This is a genomic window from Bordetella genomosp. 12, from assembly GCF_002261355.1.
GTDB lineage: Bacteria > Pseudomonadota > Gammaproteobacteria > Burkholderiales > Burkholderiaceae_B > Bordetella.
In genome coordinates, this window is the sequence record NZ_NEVU01000003.1 from 215,701 (window position 1) to 232,883 (window position 17,183).

At 65.7% G+C, this 17,183-nt stretch carries 13 protein-coding genes; 6 read left to right on the forward strand and 7 right to left on the reverse strand.

What is annotated here, in order from left to right:
• Nucleotide 1 precedes the first annotated feature (1 nt).
• The 5 genes from bcsB to bcsD all read right to left on the reverse strand — a co-directional run bounded on the left by bcsB (nucleotide 2) and on the right by bcsD (nucleotide 6,819).
• The gene (bcsB, locus tag CAL22_RS13145) at nucleotides 2-2,260 is read right to left on the reverse strand and encodes a cellulose biosynthesis cyclic di-GMP-binding regulatory protein BcsB (RefSeq protein ID WP_094816593.1); all 2,259 of its coding nucleotides are present in this window, start codon (nucleotides 2,258-2,260) and stop codon (nucleotides 2-4) included.
• 62 nt (nucleotides 2,261-2,322) lie between these two features.
• Nucleotides 2,323-4,533, reverse strand: a complete 2,211-nt coding sequence (gene bcsA / locus CAL22_RS13150) for a UDP-forming cellulose synthase catalytic subunit (RefSeq protein WP_094813964.1) — start codon at nucleotides 4,531-4,533, stop codon at nucleotides 2,323-2,325.
• On the reverse strand, nucleotides 4,530-5,309 hold the full coding sequence (bcsQ, locus tag CAL22_RS13155) for a cellulose biosynthesis protein BcsQ (RefSeq protein ID WP_094813966.1): 780 nt from the start codon (nucleotides 5,307-5,309) through the stop codon (nucleotides 4,530-4,532). The genes bcsA and bcsQ overlap by 4 nt, the downstream gene beginning before the upstream one ends.
• The gene (bcsP, locus tag CAL22_RS13160; RefSeq protein ID WP_094813968.1) at nucleotides 5,309-6,310 is read right to left on the reverse strand and encodes a cellulose biosynthesis protein BcsP; all 1,002 of its coding nucleotides are present in this window, start codon (nucleotides 6,308-6,310) and stop codon (nucleotides 5,309-5,311) included. Before bcsP ends, bcsQ begins: the two co-directional genes overlap by 1 nt.
• 53 nt (nucleotides 6,311-6,363) lie before the next feature.
• Entirely contained in the window at nucleotides 6,364-6,819 is a 456-nt protein-coding gene (gene bcsD, locus CAL22_RS13165; RefSeq protein ID WP_244193878.1) for a cellulose biosynthesis protein BcsD, read from the reverse strand.
• 620 nt (nucleotides 6,820-7,439) lie between these two features.
• Between bcsD and CAL22_RS13170 the strand changes: the two genes are divergently transcribed.
• Nucleotides 7,440-8,858: a mannose-1-phosphate guanylyltransferase/mannose-6-phosphate isomerase gene (locus tag CAL22_RS13170; RefSeq protein ID WP_208621992.1), complete on the forward strand. Its 1,419-nt coding sequence runs from the start codon at nucleotides 7,440-7,442 to the stop codon at nucleotides 8,856-8,858.
• Between the two features lie 19 nt (nucleotides 8,859-8,877).
• A complete protein-coding gene (locus CAL22_RS13175; protein WP_244193879.1) occupies nucleotides 8,878-10,296 on the forward strand; it encodes an undecaprenyl-phosphate glucose phosphotransferase in 1,419 nt (472 codons plus the stop codon).
• Nucleotides 10,297-10,300: 4 nt separating this feature from the next.
• Here CAL22_RS13175 and CAL22_RS13180 read toward each other — a convergent pair whose 3' ends face one another.
• Both CAL22_RS13180 and CAL22_RS13185 read right to left on the reverse strand, forming a co-directional pair.
• The gene (locus CAL22_RS13180) at nucleotides 10,301-11,623 is read right to left on the reverse strand and encodes a hypothetical protein (RefSeq protein ID WP_143276971.1); all 1,323 of its coding nucleotides are present in this window, start codon (nucleotides 11,621-11,623) and stop codon (nucleotides 10,301-10,303) included.
• Nucleotides 11,620-12,450, reverse strand: coding sequence for a WecB/TagA/CpsF family glycosyltransferase (locus tag CAL22_RS13185; RefSeq protein WP_244193880.1), 831 nt, complete (start codon nucleotides 12,448-12,450; stop codon nucleotides 11,620-11,622). Before CAL22_RS13185 ends, CAL22_RS13180 begins: the two co-directional genes overlap by 4 nt.
• Before the next feature lie 193 nt (nucleotides 12,451-12,643).
• Here CAL22_RS13185 and CAL22_RS13190 point away from each other — a divergent pair, with 193 nt between their 5' ends.
• Genes CAL22_RS13190 through CAL22_RS13205 form a run of 4 tightly spaced genes read left to right on the forward strand, consistent with a single transcriptional unit; the run spans nucleotide 12,644 to nucleotide 17,183 of the window.
• Nucleotides 12,644-13,756: an SLBB domain-containing protein gene (locus tag CAL22_RS13190; protein ID WP_094813978.1), complete on the forward strand. Its 1,113-nt coding sequence runs from the start codon at nucleotides 12,644-12,646 to the stop codon at nucleotides 13,754-13,756.
• Nucleotides 13,756-14,517 carry an SGNH/GDSL hydrolase family protein gene (locus CAL22_RS13195; protein WP_094813980.1) on the forward strand — a complete coding sequence of 254 codons (762 nt, stop codon included), beginning with the start codon at nucleotides 13,756-13,758 and terminating at the stop codon, nucleotides 14,515-14,517. The genes CAL22_RS13190 and CAL22_RS13195 overlap by 1 nt, the downstream gene beginning before the upstream one ends.
• Before the next feature lie 48 nt (nucleotides 14,518-14,565).
• Nucleotides 14,566-16,254 (forward strand): GMC oxidoreductase, encoded by a 1,689-nt coding sequence (locus CAL22_RS13200; RefSeq protein WP_094813982.1) that lies wholly within the window; start codon nucleotides 14,566-14,568, stop codon nucleotides 16,252-16,254.
• On the forward strand, nucleotides 16,251-17,183 hold the full coding sequence (locus CAL22_RS13205) for an NAD-dependent epimerase/dehydratase family protein (RefSeq protein WP_094813984.1): 933 nt from the start codon (nucleotides 16,251-16,253) through the stop codon (nucleotides 17,181-17,183). The genes CAL22_RS13200 and CAL22_RS13205 overlap by 4 nt, the downstream gene beginning before the upstream one ends.

Here is a 17,183-nt window from a genome sequence, read left to right on the forward strand (position 1 = left end):
ATCACGATCCCAGGCGGCGTTGCGCTCGTGCGCGCAGCGACAGATAGAGCAATACGGCAATGACCAGCGCGCTCAGCAGCAAAGCGGCCACCAGTGTCAAGGGATGCCGCGCGAAGAACCATTGCAGCCCGAGCCAGGCCGGCAAGGTGCCCACGTAGTAGTCCTGCTCGTCAAGCAAGGTGTAGGCCTGCTTCTCGCTGATCACCGTCAGGTTGCCGCCGATACGATCGCTGGGGTCCCGGGATGCCCCATCCTGGGTGCCTCTGGCCTGCAGCGCCCGCAACGCCGCCGTCAAGCCGGCGGCGTCGGTGCCCGACACCACCACCACGCTGCGGCCGGAACGCAGCGGCGATTCAATGCCCGTCAGCGTCGCCAGTACCCCGCTGCCGTTGTAGTCCACGCGCAAATCGGCGCGGCGTTGGCGTTGGCGCGGATCCGGCCCGAACCAGGCGGCCAGGTCGTCCACCCACTCCGACAAACTGAACCGCCGCGTAGGGGTCGTCAGGGCGCTGGGCAACGAGGCGCCCCATTGTTTGAGCAAGGGTTGGTTGTCGCCCGATGCCAGCACCAGAAGATCCTTGTCGCGCAAGGCATCCACCTGCGCAGCCTGGGCCACGGCCACGCCGGTGGCCGGATAGCCCGAAGCCCGCCCCATGCCGCCCAGCAGGTCCAGATAGGCCGAGTATTCCGCTGCGCCAGGGTTGTCGGGCAGCACGACCGCCGTCTGCGACAGATCCGCCAGGCGCGTGAAGGGAAATCCCGCCTCGGCAAAGAGCGACAGGTCCGGCATGGCCGCATACTTGGGCAGACCGGAGATATCGATCGTCGATCCCGGATCGATGGCGCTGCGCACATTGTCCAGGATGCTGTTCTGGCACTCGCCCAGCTTGGCGTATTCATACACGTAGCGGAACTGCAGGGCGGTCAGTGGCGGCAGCAAATAGGTCGGCACCATCACCGTGGCCTGGCCCTCCGACGCCGGCATGCCCGTCACGCGATTGAATATCCCCGTGCCTTCATGCAGCGCAAAGCTGCGCACCAGTTGCTCGCCGGCCATCATCTCCAGTACCGATTGCCGGGCGCCAGGATGGGGGGTGTAGCGGTAAATGAGGTCGACCGGCACGCCGTCGCTGTGCCAGCCGAACAGGCCGGGCGGCATGCGCAGATTCACCTGCACCGCAGGCGGGCGATAGCCCGACACGTTCAGGTCGCGGATGGACGCCAATTCGCCGAACGCCACGGGCCGATCGCTGCGCAACCAGTTCGGCGCATCGAAAGGCTGGCGCGGTGCCGGCGGATCCAGGCGCGTGAACCGAGCCTGTGGCCCGGAGAGCGTTTCGCTGCCCAAGGCCAGCGCCGTGGCGGCCTGCTTGAGCTCTTTGGCATCGCGTCCCATGACCAGCAGCAATTTGCCGTAGGGATCCTGCGGATGCGTGACCACGGCCACGGAAGGCCCCTGAATGGCGGGCGTCTCCAGGCCGGCTATTTGGTCGCCCTGCTGCAGCAACACCACGGCGTTACCCGACTGCGGCAAGGCATCGATACTGGCGTCAAAGCGCGCGCCCCGATAACCGGCCAGGGCGCCAAACCAGGACGTCAGGATGCCGGCGCTTTCCAGACGGGCGGCATCGGGCTTGCGGCCCAGCACCACGGGCAAGACCAGCGGGCGAATATCCCGGTTGTCGAAAAACGGCACGGGCAGCATGGCCAGATCATTCGGCAACTCGACCGGCTCGACGGCCAGATCCAGGGTGCTTCGGCCCGCGACATCGGCCCACAGGCTGGAATGCAAAGGATCTTCGCAGCCCAGCGTGTAGTGGCCGATCAACTGCACGTCCAGGCGGTTGAAGTCCGTCAGCGCAGGCACGGGCAAGGCCACGCTGTGGCTGGTCGGTGCCGCCGCGGCTTCCTTGGGCAAAGCGACGCTGCCTGCCACCTCGCCATTGAGCATGACCTTCAGGTGCGACAACTCCGGCAGCAGCGCGGGCGAATAGCTGTAGTCGAGGTTGACGCGCGCGCCGACGATACGCTGATCGCGGCGCGCGGAGAATCCCAGCCCATTGGTGCCTTCGACACCGCGCAAGGGCAAGGCGTTCTGGCCGCTCAGGCGCGACAGCGGCACGGAATAGACCTGGGCGCCGGCCGGCAAGGCCGGCACGGGCGCCGGGGCGGCCGCCGGGTTCGGCTCGGCAGGCGCTTCGGCGCTCGGTTGCGCGGCAGCCGGCAATGAGAGCAACAGCAAGGCAGACAACGCTGCCATGCGCATGGCGGGTCGCGCGGGGAACGGGCAAGGCCTTGGCGGCCAAGCATTCAGCCTGGTGGTCATCGCTCTATCGCCCTCTCGTTCTTGGCAGAAATGGGACGGCGCAAGGCCGCGAGGCTGCGGTCACGCAGGTGACGTAACAACAATGTGAAACCCCGTGCGCCGATGGTGGAGATCTGTCCCAAGGCATTGAGGGGCGAATCGGGCGCGCTATTGCCCCAATTGACGGCCCAGGTGTCGGCGCGGCCGAAGGTCACATCGGCCAATTCGCGTTCCTGCTCCAGGGTCAGGGCCTGAAAGCTCACGCCCAGGCGGTCCGCCCGGCTGAAGGTCACCAACGCCGGGAACATGGCCTCTTCCTCGTTGCGAAACAGGCACACGCTCAGCGCCATGCCGTTGGGAATCACCACCCCGGCCGGCAGCACCAAGCCCAAGCCACCCTGCGAGTAATCGCTGGTGCGGCAGGCCACCGTGCGGCCATCGGGCAGCAGCAACATGGCGGGCAAACTGATGGACACGCGCGGGGTGTTGCGCAGCTGGCGCACTTCGCCGGCCACGGCGACGCTGGCGCTGGTCATGATGATGTTGTAGAAAGTCCAGACCAGGTTCAGGACGATGGTCAGGCGCGCGCCTTCGCCCCCATAGCCGCCAATCAGGCTCACGATGCCGATGATGAAACCGATCAGGTTCAATGACAGCAGGATCACATAAGGCCGCGCCAGCACCCAGTCGAAATAGGCCTCACGGATGATGCCGCCCTTGGCCGTCACGTTGAACAAGGCCGTCTTGGGGCTGACCAGGGTCACCAGCGCCGGGCGCATGATGTACCAGGCCAGCACCGATTCGTAGACTTCGTTCCAGAAGGAATGCCGGAACCTGCCCTGGATGCGCGAGCCCGCCAAGCTGGCCAGCACGATGTGCGGCAAGGCGTACGCGGCCACCATGATGGCCGAGGCCTGAAAGACATAGGCGTGGAAAAACAGATACGCCAGCGGCGCCGTCAGGAACACCACCCGAGGCAAACCAAAGAAAAAGTGCAGCATGGCGCTGAGGTAGCACAGTCGCTGCCCGAGTTTCAGGCCTTTGCCGATCAAGGGATTATTGACGCGGATGATCTGCGCCATGCCTCGCGCCCAGCGCGTACGCTGGCCGATGTGCCGCGACAGGTTCTCCGTGGCCAGGCCGGCGGCCTGGGGTACCGCCAGATAGGCCGTGTTAAAGCCCAGGCGATTCATCTTCAGTGCGGTCAGGGCGTCTTCGGTGACGCTCTCGGTGGCGACGCCGCCGACGGCATCCAGCGCGCTGCGCCGCATGACCGCGCAAGAGCCGCAGAAAAAGGTGGCGTTCCAGAGATCGTTGCCATCCTGCACCACACCGTAGAACAGTTCACCTTCATTCGGCACGTTGTGGAATGTCCCCAGATTGCGTTCGAACGGATCGGGGGAGAAAAAAACGTGCGGCGTCTGCAGCAGGGCAAGGCGTTTGTCCTTGATGAACCAACCCATGCATATCTGCAGGAAAGAGCGCACCGTGACGTGGTCGCAATCGAAGACGGCGATGAATTCGCCATCGGTTCGGGCCAGCGCCGCGTTGATGTTGCCCGCCTTGGCGTGCTTGTTGTCCGGACGCGTCAAATAACCGACCCCCGCCTGCGCGCAGAAGTCACGAAACTCGTCCCGCCGGCCGTCGTCCAGCACATACACCCGCAATTTGCCGGCCGGCCAATCCAAAGACTGCGCCGCCAGCACCGATTGCCGCACCACATCCAGCGGTTCGTTATAGGTGGGCACATACACGTCGACGGTCGGCCAGCTCTCCCGGTCGGCCGGCAAGGGCACCGGCTTGCGGTGCAGCGGCCAGGCTGACTGGAAATAGCTCAGCAGCATGACGGTCAATGCATAGATTTCGGCCAGCAGCAGCCCGTAGCCGAAGAACGCGTCCACGGCATTATCAAAGCCTATGGTCTCGGTGACCCGCCAGTACATATAGCGCAAAGAGGTGATGACCGAGAGCATCACCAGCGTCAGCGTGACCAGACGCCCGCCGACACGGTGCAGCAACAGCGCCGCAATGACGCAGAAAGCAGCAAACACCATCTGCTGCAGCAGACCCATTTCCACCGCGATGGCCAGCACCGACAAGGCACCGCCCAGCATGAGCGCCAGCCAGCGGGCCCAGCCCATCTTCCAGATGCGCCAGGACAATAGATCGTTACCCAACTGCGTCAGGCGCGGGCTACGCGTCGCCGACTCGTGGCTCGCCGATTTCATGGATGATCTCTTTGGGCATCGTTCAATTGCTGAAGCAGCCACTGCGCGCTGGCAAGGATGTCACTGCAGGCCTGGCTCTGAGGCGCATGGTCGATGACCGTCTTGCCAAAAGCCAGGGCCTCACTGACCGAAGTGTCGCGATGAATGACGCCGCCCAGACGGTCACCCAGGATGCTGCGCATGACGCGCAAGGTGTCCTTGGCGAGCGCGGAGCTGCTGTCGACCTGATTGACGATGAAAGCGTGGCCTAGATAGCCCTCGCGACCCTCGGAGTACTGCGCGATGAGGCTCTCCATCTGGGGCAAGGTCGCATAGGACGCCGCATCGGGCAAGGTCACCACCAGCACCAGATCGGCGCAACGCAGCGCCTGGCTCACATAGACAGACGGCCCCGGCGGCGTATCGATCAACACCAAGGTACCCGGCGCCAGGTCCAGCTCCTGCAAATGGCGCGCGAGCCAGTCCTGATCCTGCAGCATCTGCTGCTCGAGGCTGAGCCGGTCGACTTCATTCAATTGCCCGAAGGGCACGAGATGCAGCCCCGAGTCCCCTTGCACGGCGGCGTCACGCCAACGCATACCGCTCAGACTCGCGCGGGACAGACCGGATTCCGCGGCCTGCGTATCGGCGCCGAGATGAAAGCGCAGCGCATTCTGAGGATCCAGATCAAGGACCAGCGCCGCATGCCCTGCGCGACTGGCCGCCAGGCCAAGCGTGGCGGCAATGGTTGTCTTTCCTACCCCGCCCTTGGCGGAAACGATGGCTATGGTTTTCATTATTTCGCCGTGTTGAGAGGAGGCGGAGGCTGCCCGGCGGCAGGCGACCTGGCCAGGCGCGCGAACACGCCTTGCAGCGGCGTGACAGCCACGTCCTTGGGCTGGGCATCCGGTTCAGGCGTAGGCACGGAGACCTCGCTGGCGGCTTGCGGTTCCGGCGACACGACGGCCACGCTCACGGTTTGTGGCTCGATCGGCACGGCGGCCACGCTCGCAACTTCCGGTTCCAGTGGCACGGCAGCCGCGCTCACGGCTTGCGGTTCGAGCGACACGACGGCCACGTTCGCCACTTCCGGTTCCGGTGGCACAGCAGCCGCGCTCGCAACTTCCGGCTCGGTCGGCACGACGGCCTGGTTCGCGACCTCCGGTTCGGGCGGCACGGCGGCCACGCTCACGGGTTGCGGTTCGAGCGGTACGGCGGCCACCGGGGCGATCTTTACCTCGTCCGCTGCCGTCGCCTTGGCCTTGGGCACGGGGAGGGACGCCGCAAAAGGCATGGGAGCGGTAGCGGAGCCGGACGACGCGGCATCGGCCAGGCCAGGCTCGACGCGTTCCGCGGCCCTGACCCACTCCGGCGGCGCTGCACGCTCGATATCGGCCGAAACGATATTCGGTCGCAGCGGCCGGATGGGCGCGGGCTCTCTCTCCGGCGTTGGCAATACGAGCGCATCCAGGGCCGGGCGCTGCACGCGTGCGCCCCGGATCAAAGCCAATGCCTGCTCGCCATCGACCACGGCACCGGTGCGGACGGCGGCATACTCTGCCTGCGGCAAAGTCAGTGTGGCCTGAGCGGACGGCGGCCAGGGCGCCGCCTGCGCGGGCCGATCTGCCTGCCCCCCCACGGCCGACGGCACCGCCACCCCGGCGGGCCGGGCTTTACCCAGCAGCGGCCAGCGTGCGCACGCCGCCGCCGACTTCGTTTCGTTCCCTATTTCACGGTAATTACGCGGATCTCCGCCAAATTCCCGATACAGGCTGCTTATGTCGCTGCCATTGTGCATCCCTGACTCCCTGTGTGCCGCGGTGTTTTCCCCGGCAGTGGCACCCTCACGCCTCAGCGGCCAAATCGGTAGCGGATCGTTCCAAATGCATCAGGCGTCTGAACTTGCGTGACGCGCAATTGCGCGTCCGCGCCCAGGCGACGCATCCATGATTCGTAAGCACCCTCAAGAAAACCCGTGGTCCACATCAAGTGTTCATCGCCGAAGGCCGCCCGCAGCGGCGCACAACTGTGCGACAGCGCCAGATGGTCCTCGGCCTCGGAAATCTCCACCCAACCCCAGTCAAGCGGACGCCACACCTGATTGATGACCGATTGCATGTCCGCGACGGACACGGACTGCGGCAGCACATGCTTGTCCGCGAAGTGTTCGCCCGCCCTGCGCATCAGCGCACGCAAACGCTGCGCCGTCAGATCCTGGGCCAGTTCGTGCGCGAACGCCGCCAGCACGTCGCGCCACTGGCTCGCACAAAGTCTTTCATCAAGATGGGAGAGAATGGCGCTTTGCACATTAGTCCTTCATTGCAGGCAGGCAACGGGCTTCGAACCGACGTATGCCGCATCGAGACATGTCGCAAGAACGAAACACACTGCAGGGGTGAAGCAAAAAAGGGCGCGCAGAACCGCGCGGCCTGCGGAAAAACCGGGCCGTTGGGGGCACAATGCGTGGCGCATCACTGCCTGAAACCCGCGAATGGTTCGCGTGGGTGGCGGTGCATGCTTTGTGGTTCCCAGGCTGGACATAGCCTGTATCCGCAAGTTGGCAAGGCGGAGCTGCGGGACTTTAGGCCGCATTCTTGGAGCATAACCTTGCGTCTTAAGCGACTGCACTCAAGGGCGATACGGCGAAACCTCGGCATTTCGGCAGCCAACCATCACAGCAGCGCCATCCAAGCCAAGCCTCGAGCGGTATTTCCAGTCGCGGAAATATGTATCGCAATATAGAGATGTGTCGCGAAGCTGTATATTAGTATAGTCCCGACGTAAATTAAAACATATAGATCTTCAGGATTTGCAAACAGGCCGCCACAGTCGGCTCTGCAACCTATATAGTTGATTCACGTGCAAGCATTTGTAGCCGCAGAATATAAGCACCGGGTAGCCCGTGCGGCCATTGCAAGGGACTGTTGATGTCGAGATCCATGCCGCAGTTGCGCCCCGTCATTCTGGTGGGCGGTACGGGCACCCGCCTTTGGCCGCTGTCACGCGGCAGTTATCCGAAACAGTTTCTGCCCCTGTTAGGCGACTTATCCCCCCTGCAGGCCACCTGCGAGCGGGTCGCCGGCCTGGATGCCGAGCCGGCGATTTTCGTCGCCAACGAGGAACACCGCTTCATCGTGGCCGAGCAATTGCGCCAGATCGGCCAGCGCCAGCCCACCATCATGCTCGAACCTGCCGGGCGAAACACCGCACCGGCCATCGCCCTGGCCGCCCTGCTCGCGCAAGCGCAGGGCGATGACCCGGTATTGCTGGTTCTGCCCTCGGATCACGCTGTGACCGATGTGGACCGTTTCCAACACGCCGTGCAGCAGGCCATGCCGGCCGCCCAGGCGGGCCGGCTGGTTACCTTCGGCATCCAGCCCACCTATGCCGAGACCGGCTATGGCTACATCCGGGCAGGCAGCACACAAGAAGGTGTGAGCCAGGTCGAGGCGTTCGTCGAGAAGCCCGACCCCGAAACCGCAGCCCGCTACCTGGCCAGCGGCCACTATTTCTGGAATAGCGGCATGTTTCTCTTTCGGGCCTCCCGCTACCTGGAAGCCCTGCACGCCCACCGGCCTGACATTCTGGCCGCCTGCCGCCAGGCCATGGCCGCGCCCCGCCAGGACGGCGACTTTCTGCGCCTGGATGAAGCCGCCTTTGCCGCCTGCCCGGCCGACTCCATCGACTACGCGGTCATGGAGCGCGATGCGGATGTTGCCATGGTGGCGCTGGATGCCGGCTGGAGCGACATCGGCTCGTTCGCCTCGCTGTGGCAACTGGCGCCCAAGGACGATCAGGGCAATGCGCTGCGCGGCGATGTCCTCGCCGAAGGCTGCCGCGATGTCTATGCCTATTCCAGCCACCGGCTGGTGGCGCTGCTTGGCCTGGAAGACACCGTCGTCGTCGAGACGGCCGATGCGCTGCTGGTGGCCCGGCGCGACCAATTGCAGGATGTACGGCGCATCGTGGCGCGCCTGAATACCGCCAAGCGCAGTGAAGCGTCGGCGCACCGGCTGGTCTACCGCCCTTGGGGCAGTTACGACGCCATCGACGGCGGCGAGCGTTTCCAGGTCAAGCGCATCCGCGTGGCGCCCGGCGCACGCTTGTCGTTGCAAATGCACCACCATCGCGCCGAGCACTGGATCGTGGTCACGGGCACGGCCCGGGTGACGCGCGGCGATGAAGTGTTTCTCCTCACCGAAAACCAGTCCACCTACATCCCTCTCGGTGTAAAACACCGCCTGGAGAATCCGGGTTCGATAGACCTGGAGCTGATCGAAGTTCAGTCCGGCCCATACTTGGGCGAGGACGATATCGTACGTTTTGATGATGTCTACGGCCGTTAATCCCCGTCCACTCTTTCACATGCTCACCTACGCGACGCCCAGCCACCCCCAGCGCTCCTTCATGGCCCTCAGCGGCCTGGTCTGCGCGCTGATCAATGCGGGCGTCTTCTTCTTCGTGTCCCGCTCGCTGGGCCTGATTTCACCGGTTTTCCAGGCCTGGATCCCTGCGATTCTGGCCGCCGGGGCCTTCGCCATCTACGCCCGCTTCAATCTCTTGATCAGCGCCCGCAGCATGATCTGGATGCTCAGCCGCGGCGTGCTGCGCTGGCTGCAAGTGCTGTTTCTGGCGCTGATCACCTTGTTCTTTCTGCCCCTGGCGGCCACGGATACCGAGGCCTTGCGCATGCTGCTGCTCATCTGGACGGCGATCTGTCTGCCATTGCAGGTCATTGGCCTGTTCGGCTTGCGCCGCGTCGCCTACCGCTTGAACAACGCCCCCTCCAGCCGCCGCTCGGCCGTCTTCTTCGGCATGGGTCCGGAGGCGCGCAAGCTGGCCATGCGCCTGCAGCGCTCGCCTATCCTGGGCATACACACCGTCGGCTACTACGCCGAAGAGGAAGTGACCGTCCGCAAGGGCGAACCCGCCCCGCCCCCTTATCTGGGCCCCTATCCCGCGGCGCAGGCGCGCATCGATGGCGGTGAGTACGGCATGGCCTTCGTCACGCTGGACGACAAGAAGAACGATCCCGTCGTGGTCGATCTGATGAACCGCCTGTACGACTCCACCGCGGCGATTTATCTGATGCCTGAATCGCCCTTCCTGGGCGAGCTCACTGCCAGCAGCGCCGAGATTGCCGGCGTGCCCCTGCTCGCTTTGCACGAAAGCCATATGCGCGGGCTATCGCGCAGCCTCAAGCGCGCCATGGACCTGGTGATCGGCGGATTGGCGCTGGTGCTGGCGTCACCGGTGATGCTGATCATCGCGCTGGCCATCAAGCTGGACTCGCCCGGCCCGGTGATCTTTCGCCAGATCCGCTATGGCGAGCGCGGGCTGCCCATCACCGTCTACAAATTCCGCTCCATGCGCGCCGACGCGGGCAAGGAAGCCGACGGCACGTTGCGCCAGGCGCGTCAGGGTGACGCGCGCGTGACCCGGATTGGCCGTTTCCTGCGCAAAAGCTCGCTCGATGAGCTGCCTCAGCTTTTCAATGTGATGACCGGTTCCTTGAGCCTGGTCGGGCCGCGCCCCCATGCCGCCGAACACAATGAAATCTATCGCCGCATGATTCAGGGCTATATGCTGCGTCATAGTGTCAAGCCCGGCATTACGGGCTGGGCGCAGATTCATGGCCTGCGCGGCGAGACCGACACCACGGAAAAAATGTTGCAGCGCGTGCGTTACGACCGCTACTACATCGCCAACTGGTCGCTGATGCTGGACCTGAAAATCCTGGCGCGCACCGTGCTGGTCGTCATCTGGGACCGCAACGCCTACTAAGACCTCAGGGCTCTTCGCCCATGGGGTCGCACATCGCCAGCTCGGGGCGCCGCCATTGGCAATCGGCCGGCTGCATCATGCGCCGCAGGTCTTCCTTGCCCCGGCTGCCGAAGGTGTATTCGAGCCCCACGCGCACGAAATTCTGGTTGTAGCTGTCGTTGGACGAATCGCCGGACTGCCGGTCGCGGTACACATCCACGATCCAGCGCAGATTGTCCTCTTGCTGCCACTGCACGCGGGCGCCGAAGCGGCGAATCTGCAGGGTCTGGTCGTTGCCGCCCGTAAACGCCGTATTGCGCTGGCGCGACAGCTCGGCGCCCAGCTGCAAGGCTGTCTTGACCGTGGGACGCCAGGTCACCGTCGCCAGGCCGCCCGTCTGCACGGAGTACAGCACCGTGGGATCGTCGTCATAGGCGTAAGGCCGGCGCCAAAGCTGCAGATCCAGGCGTGTTTTGGGCGAGTAATCCCAGGTTGCCCGCCCCTGAAACGTAAACAGACTGGTATCGCGGTCGCCCAGGTGGTCATAGTCGCGCCGCAGCAGCCCGACCCGGGCCTGCAGCAGCGTCTTGGGGCTGTATTCCCAGCGCACCGCGCCAAACGCCTCGTTGTCGGTGTACCGGTTGTCGATGGTCTCGATCAGATCCGGCGTGCGGCCGTAATAGTCTGCCTCGCTGCGCCGCAGCCCGGCCTGCGCGAAAGAACGGCCGAAACCGGCATAGCGAGCCGACAACTGCCAGCCTCTTTCCTTGCGGTCGTACAGGGTCTGATTGATGTCCTGGTCATAACGCGTGCCATTGGCAAAGACGCCAATGACCGGCAGTGTCAGGCGATCGCTGATGCGCATGCCGATTTCCGCCGACTTGTTATCCCGCACCTGCATGTCACGGTCTGGCCAGGTCCGCGACAGATTGGGATTGAGCTGCTTCTGGTAGCCGTAATCGAGGCGGCCCGCGAACAAGGGGCCGGCGCGCCAGTACAAGGTCGACAAGGCATTGGCCGGTTGATGATTCAGCTGCCGCCCGTTGCTGTAGCGCGCGTCGGCCAAGGTGCCGCCCGCCTCCAGCCGGGTGTCCTCGGATAACAGAGGCAGGCGCAGGCCCAGGCCAGCGGAGCTTACGCGCAGACCGGCGCCGCGAATATCGTCGGCGCGGGATTCTGGCAAGCGGGCCGGATTGCTTTGGTATTGATAGGAGCTACCGACCTGCACGGCGTAATCGGCGGGCCCGGGAGCGGCCGCAACCAGCACGGGCCAGGCCAGGCAGGCCAGCCCCAGCGGCCGGGTATACCTACCCGGCAGGAGCGCCGGGAAGGCCGCGCGTTTGATCACGGCGCCGGGCCGCGCCGCTTGCGCCACTGACGCCAGCACAGCACCGCGAAACGCGGATCGTCGACCAGATAGCGGCGCCAGAGGCGGCGGGGATTGCTAGCCAGGCGCCACAGCCACTCCATACCGGCGCGCTGCATCCACAAAGGCGCGCGGCGCTGCAAGCCGATGGCAAACTCCATGGCCGCCCCCACGCACAACACGATCCCGCCCGGCAGACGGGCGGCGTGATGCAAGGCCCAATTCTCCTGCTTGGGCATGCCCACACACAGAAACACCACGTCGGGCTGGCGCTCGCACACGCGTTGGGCAAAAGCTTGGCCTTCCGGGCCGACCGGATCAAAGCGCATCGAAGGGCTGACCACCTCGATGTCCAGGCCGGGGAAATAAGTCGCGAACCTGGCATGCAGGTCGGGCTCCGAGCCAGGCATGCCGCCCAGCAGCATCACGCGCCAGCCTTCCTGCTGGGCGCGGCGGCACAGCGCAACGAACAGATCCGAGCCGGTAATACGCGCTGGCAGCGGCTGCCCCAGCAGCCGGCTGGCCCACACGACCGGCATGCCATCGGCAAAGATGAAGTCGGCCTGCGCATAGCGGCTGCGGAACTCGGGCGCGGCATCGAGCCGCACGACATGATCGACATTGGGCGTGACCACGATGCGGGCCCTGCCATCGCGGCGCACCGCTGCCGCGGACAGGCCCTCGAGGGCCTGATCGAAAGACACGGCAGCGATATCCAGATCGAACAGGCGCACGCTGGGCATGGGGGGCAAGGCGCTGCCGGCAGCCGCGTGGGGCCCGGGGTCGGATACGTGCGAGGGACTGTGCAAGGGCAATCTCGATACGAAGGGCTTTAGCTGAAAATAATGATCTCACACTCGCATTTGAGAAAACCACATTCATCAAGGCGGCACGGCCGTATTGTATTTAAAATACTCGCGGATTGGCGCCGGGCCTGGGCTACTATTACACGCGCGCGCAACCTGTATCAAAGGACCGGAGAACAACGTGGCGGGTCGGAAAATGACGTGGCAAAAGGCGATGCTGGCGGCGCTGGGCTTCTGCGCCCAGTTTGCAAGCGCCCAGGGTCTGCCCATCCCCGACCCGGTATCGGCCACCCCCGGCTCCCGGCCGGCAGGCGACACCGCAGAGTTTGAGCGCTATAACGCCCCCATCGCGCCAGCCGCTGCGGCGCCGGGCAGCGAGCCCACGGCCGCCACCGGCTCGGCCCCCTTCGCGCCGCCCGAGGTCTATCTCACCCCCGCCATCAAGCCGCTGTCGGGCACCAGCCCTGAACGCGGTCGCAGCGGCGCGCCGGCAGGCGCGCGCCAGCCGGACGTGCTGCCCATTCCCGCCGCCGTCACCGCTCCCGCTTCGGCCAACACCGCCGCCGAGCAAGCCATCAGCGGCGCCATTGGCGCGGTCGGCCCGGGCGACACACTGGGCATCAACATCATGGGCACCGGCGGCGCGCAAGTGCGCGTAACCGTCGATGCACAGGGCCAGGTCGTGGTGCCCATGCTGGGCAACGTGCAGGCCGCCGGGTTGACCCCTTCGGCGCTGGGCCGCCGCATCGAGCAGGGCCTGCGCAGCAAAGGCTATATGACCGACCCGCAGGTCGCCATCGAAGTGGTCACCATGCGCAGCCGCATCGTCTCCGTGCTGGGCCAGATCGTCCGCCCGGGACGTTACCCGATCGAAGGCCGGCTATCGGTGTTGGAATTGCTGGCCATGGCCGGCGGGGCCACCAGTTCGGCGGCCGATGTCGCCACCCTGGTGCGGCGCGCCGACGGCGGCAGAAACCGCATCAATCTCTACGTCGGCAACCGCCAGGGCCCTTCGATGAGCCTGCAAGACACCGAACTGGAGCCCGGCGATGTCGTCTTCGTGCCGGAAGCGCCGCGGTTCTATGTTTATGGCGAAGTCGGCAAGCCTGGCGCCTATCCGCTGGAACAGGGCCTCAATGTCATGCGCGCCCTGGCCCTGGCCGGCGGCCTGACGCCGCGCGCCTCCGACAGCCGCATCGACATCAACCGCACCGACGTGCTGACCGGAGAGGTCACCGATAAGCGCGTCAAGCTCACCGACGCCGTTCAGCCCGGCGACGTCATCCACGTCAACGAACGTTTCTTCTGATGCATCGCCGCACCCTGCTGTCGGCCATGTTGCTGGCCACGGGCTATGCCGTACTGCCCTCGGTGGCCCGTGGCCAGACGCCCTATGCCGTCGTGATCGGCGACTCGATCGCCGAGGGCGAGATCCATCGCAAAGGCCGACTGAACGTCCAGGGTCGCTTCGTGCCCACGTACCCCTCCAACCCGGGGCAGCTCTCCTACGAATTGGCGCACTACTCGGGGATCTTCCATTTCAATCACGGCATAGGCGGCCAGACCTCCTCCCAAGTGCGCGAACGCTGGCGCCGTGACGCCCTGGCCGAACAGTACGATCCCGGCGACGGCCGGGGTGCCAGCACCCTGCCCGCCGGCACGCTGCCCCGCCTGATCTATCTGCACGTGGGGATCAACGACATCGCCCTGGGCATGCTGCCGCTGCAGACCATGCAGGAAAATTTCACTTATTTCGCGCGTACCGCGGCCGAGAAGAACATCCCGCTCGTGGTCGATAACATCGGCGCCTATCTGGGCATGACCGACGCGATGATCCAGCAGGCCAATGCCTTCAACACCTGGCTGACGCGCACGCTTGCGCCGAAATACCCTCAGATGCGCGTGGTGGATTATCTGCGTTGGTCCAGCGGCGGCAGCAATGACTATCGCAAGCTCGCGCCCGGTATGTTTGCCGACGGAGTGCATCCGGCGCCGGTCGGCTATGCGGCGTTTGCACGCCATGTGCACGAGACGCTGAAACTGCCCGCCAGCAGCAGCGTGCAATACTGATGCCTGACGCAGCGCCCCGCGCCTGCCTTAGAGACGCGCACGCCAACCATGATCCTGGACGCCAGCACCATTCCTGACGGCTCGACCCTGAGCGCCGACCTGTGCATCGTCGGCGGCGGGGCCGCCGGTATCACGCTGGCCCTGGCGCTGATGGATAGCGGGCTGGACATCATTCTGCTCGAAAGCGGCGGGTCGGCCGAAGAACCGGCTACGCAGGATCTTTACGCCGGTTCCGTCGCCGATGCGCGCCTGCACCCTGAACCCAGCCGCTACCGCCAGCGTCGCATGGGCGGCTCGACGACCATCTGGGGCGGCCGCTGCATGCCGCTGGATGCCATCGACTTCGAGCCGCGCGATTACATCGCCCACAGCGGCTGGCCCATCGGTCTGGACGCCCTGCTGCCCTACTACCCGCAGGCCAACCGGCTCTGCGAAGCCGGCGCATTCGCCTATACCGTCGAGACGGCCTTCGACCACCCCGTGCGTCCCATGATAGGCGGCTTCGAGAGTCCGGTCTTTTCGACCGATACGCTGGAGCGCTTCAGCGTGCCGACGGACTTTGGCCAACGCTACGCCCAGCGGCTGCGCGAGGGCGCCGTGCGCGTCGTGCAGCACGCCAACCTCTGCGGCCTGGACGGCAGCGCGGCAGGCCAGCCGGTGGGCCCGGCGCGGATCCGCACGCTGGCCGGCACGGCCTTTACCGTTGCAGCTCGCCGCTATGTGCTGGCCACCGGCGGCCTGGAGACGGCCCGCCTGCTGCTGGCCAGCCCAGGGGCGAGCGGCCAGGGGCTGGGCAATGCCCACGATGTGGTGGGCCGCTACTACATGAGCCATATCGCCGGCACGATAGGCCAAGCCGATCTTTCCGGCGCGGCATCGGTATGGCACGGCTACGAAGTCAGCGACGAGGGGGTGTACTGCCGCCGCCGGCTGGCCCTGCAAGCCCCGGCCCAACGGGCCATGCGTGCCGGCAACTTCATCGCCCGCCTGCATCACCCGCGTATTCCGGATCCCGGGCATGGCAACGGCATTTTGTCAGCGCTCTACCTGGCCAAGCCCATCGTGCCTTACGAGTATGCCAAACGGCTGTACGGCGACACGCCGGGGTCCGCGGGGCTGTGGCTGCGCCATCTGCGCAATGTCGTGGGCTCGGCCCCGGCCACGGCGGCCTTTCTCTGGCATTTACTGACCGAGCGCAAACTCGCCGCGCGCAAGTTCCCCTCCATCATTGTTCACCCGCGCAACCGGCGCTACAGCCTGGACTTCCATGCCGAGCAGGAGCCCAATCCCGAGAGCCGCGTGACGCTGGGCTGCGAGCGCGATGCGCTGGGCATGCCCCGGCTGCATATCGATTGGCGCTATACCCGCCGGGATGTCCACACCGTGCAGGCCTGCCTGGCGGCCCTGTCCGAAGCGCTGCGCGCCAGCGGTGTCGGCAGTTTTTCCTACGACCAGGATCAGGTCGAAGCCGAGATGACCCGCTACGGGGCCTACGGCGGTCACCATATCGGCACGGCCCGGATGGGGCGCGATCCCCGCAGCAGCGTGGTCGACGCCGACTGCCGCCTGCACGAAGCGCCCAATCTCTATATCGCCGGCTCGGCCGTTTTCCCGACCTCGAGCCAGGCCAACCCCACTCTGACCATCGTGGCGCTGGCATTGCGTCTGGCCGAGCATCTGCGCCGCCAGACCTGCCCGCTGACGCTGGCAGACGCCTCTAAGAGTCCCTGCATATGAAACAACGCATTCTGGTCCTGGGCGCCAATGGCTATGTCGGCCAGCGCGTGATGAAGGCCTTGGGCGCCAGCGGCTGGGCCGATCCCGTCGCCGGCGTGCGGCGCCCTGGACGCCACGCGCAGGAAATCGTGCTCGACGCCGCCGAGACCGGCCCGGTTGCCAGCGCGCTGGCCGCGGTCGACGGTGTGGTCAACTGCGTGGCGGGTGCGCCGCAGACCATGGTCGCCAGCGCCCGTGCCCTGGCCGCAGCACTGGATGCCCGGCCGCTGCCCCTGGTGCACTTCAGCTCCATGGCCGTCTACGGACCGGCCGTGGGGGATGTCGATGAAACGACGCCCCCGGCTCAGGGCCTGACCGGCTACGCCGGCGCCAAGGTAGAGACCGAGACCTTGCTGGCAGCACGCCGGAACGTGACCACATTGCGCCCGGGCTGCATCTACGGCCCGCTCAGCCCGCAGTGGAGTCTGCGGATAGCGAGCCTGCTGCGGGCGCGCCGCATTGGCGACCTGGGTGCGGCCGGTGACGGCTGCAGCAATCTGGTTTACATCGATGACGTGGTGAGCGCGGTGCTCGCCAGCCTGCAATCGAGCGACCAGGCGCGTGTCTACAACCTTGCGATGGCCCAGGCGCCCGACTGGAATGACTACTTCCTGGCCTACGCCAAGGCGCTCGGCGCCGTGCCGATCCGCCGTATCGGCGAGCGCCGCCTCAAACTCGAAACCCACGTGCTGGCCCCCGCGCTCAAGATTGGCGAACTGACGCTGGGCCGCGCGGGGCTCAACCTGCCGCCGCCCATTCCGCCCTCGCTGGCCAGGCTCTGGCGCCAACCCATACGCTTGGTCTCGCACCGCGCCGAGCAGCAATTGGGCATGCGCTGGACTTCGCTGCAGCAGGGTCTGGCCGCCACCGTGGCCGCGGCGCGCCCGTGA

Bases quoted from the DNA above. Each gene is read 5' to 3' on its own strand.
- CAL22_RS13195 (WP_094813980.1), top strand. From the start codon at position 13,756: ATGCATCGCCGCACCCTGCTGTCGGCCATGTTGCTGGCCACGGGCTAT.
- bcsA (WP_094813964.1), bottom strand. From the start codon at position 4,533: ATGAAATCGGCGAGCCACGAGTCGGCGACGCGTAGCCCGCGCCTGACG.
- bcsB (WP_094816593.1), bottom strand. From the start codon at position 2,260: ATGGCAGCGTTGTCTGCCTTGCTGTTGCTCTCATTGCCGGCTGCCGCG.
- bcsP (WP_094813968.1), bottom strand. From the start codon at position 6,310: ATGCACAATGGCAGCGACATAAGCAGCCTGTATCGGGAATTTGGCGGA.
- CAL22_RS13175 (WP_244193879.1), top strand. From the start codon at position 8,878: ATGCTCACCTACGCGACGCCCAGCCACCCCCAGCGCTCCTTCATGGCC.
- CAL22_RS13170 (WP_208621992.1), top strand. From the start codon at position 7,440: ATGTCGAGATCCATGCCGCAGTTGCGCCCCGTCATTCTGGTGGGCGGT.
- CAL22_RS13200 (WP_094813982.1), top strand. From the start codon at position 14,566: ATGATCCTGGACGCCAGCACCATTCCTGACGGCTCGACCCTGAGCGCC.
- CAL22_RS13190 (WP_094813978.1), top strand. From the start codon at position 12,644: ATGACGTGGCAAAAGGCGATGCTGGCGGCGCTGGGCTTCTGCGCCCAG.
- bcsQ (WP_094813966.1), bottom strand. From the start codon at position 5,309: ATGAAAACCATAGCCATCGTTTCCGCCAAGGGCGGGGTAGGAAAGACA.
- CAL22_RS13205 (WP_094813984.1), top strand. From the start codon at position 16,251: ATGAAACAACGCATTCTGGTCCTGGGCGCCAATGGCTATGTCGGCCAG.